Here is a 1,223-nt window from a genome sequence, read left to right as displayed (position 1 = left end):
TCGCTGATGTCGACATCGGCCGCCTTGGCGCGCAGCGCACCCACGGTGGCCTGCTCGCGCGGGATGTGCGCGAAAGGATCCCAGCCGAAGAAGCGAGAGGCGTTCTCGAAGGTGATCTTGTCGATCTCCGCGTCGGTGCACTGCGCGGCGTCGAGCTCCTCCTTGAGCATCTCCGGCGAATTCGGCCACGTCGAGTCCGAGTGCGGGTAGTCGCACTCCCACGCGATGGTGTCGATGCCGAGCCGGTCGCGGTTGCTCAGCCCGCTCGGTTCGGTGATGTAGCACGCCAGGAAGTTCTTGCGCCACACGTCCGTCGGCGACATGCCCTGGGGCAAAAAGCTCGTGCCCGTCCAGGACTGGTTGACGACGTGCCGTTCGAGCCGGTCGAGCCACGGGGCGACCCAGCCGACACCGCCCTCGCTCATCGCGACCTTGAGGTCGGGGAACTTCTGGAAGGCCCCGCTGAGCATCATGTCGGTGGCCGCGATGGTGGAGATCAGCGGTGTCAGGATCATCATGTCGTCGAGGTTGAAGCCCTCGGGACGTTTGACCAAGCTGAATCCGCCGCCGATGTGCAGGCTGAGCACGATGTCGTGCTCGACGCAGGCCGAGAAGATCGGATCCCAGTACCCGGACTTGAAGTCAGGGAAGCCTTCACCGACACCGTACGGCGTTTCGGGAATGCTGATCGAACGGCAACCCATCGCGGCGAGCCTCCGAATTTCACGGGCCGACTCGTCGACATCGAAGAACGGGATGATGCCGAGCGGGATGAAGCGTCCCGGATGGGTGTCGGGGACCTCGCCGACCACCCAGTCGTTGAACGCCTTGAGGGCGGCGAGGGAGAGCTTCTTGTCGGGCAGGCTCGCCAGGTGGGTGCCGGCGAAGCCGGGGAAGGTGGCGAACAGTGTCGCGGCGAGGGTGCCGTTGGCGTCCATGTCGCGCACGCGCAGGTCCATGTCGTAGACGCCGGGTCGCATCTCGGCGTAGCCGGTGGGGTCCATGCCCCACTCGTTCTTGGGCCAGGAGACGACGGCGTTCAGGCCGGAGCTGCCGACCACCGAGCCCTGGAACTGCCAGGCCTGCACGTTGGGGTTGCGCGGATGGGCGGTGAGCGTGGGTGCCTGATCCATCAGGCTCTTCGGGAAGTGCTTTTCGAAGATGTCGGCCGGTTCGACCACGTGGTCGTCGATGCTGATCATCACCATGTCGTCAATGTTCAT

At 65.0% G+C, this 1,223-nt stretch carries 1 protein-coding gene; it reads right to left on the bottom strand.

Annotated features, from left to right (window positions below; translation table 11 throughout):
• The coding region (locus Q8814_RS26205; protein ID WP_330154840.1) for an amidohydrolase family protein at window positions 1–1,208 on the bottom strand (1,208 nt) is incomplete at its 3' end.
• Window positions 1,209–1,223: the final 15 nt, after the last annotated feature.

Source organism: Rhodococcus chondri (genome assembly GCF_036327435.1).
Classification (GTDB): Bacteria; Actinomycetota; Actinomycetes; order Mycobacteriales; family Mycobacteriaceae; genus Rhodococcus; species Rhodococcus chondri.
Note: the sequence above shows the minus strand (reverse complement) of the source record. Positions and strands in the feature narration are given on the sequence as shown.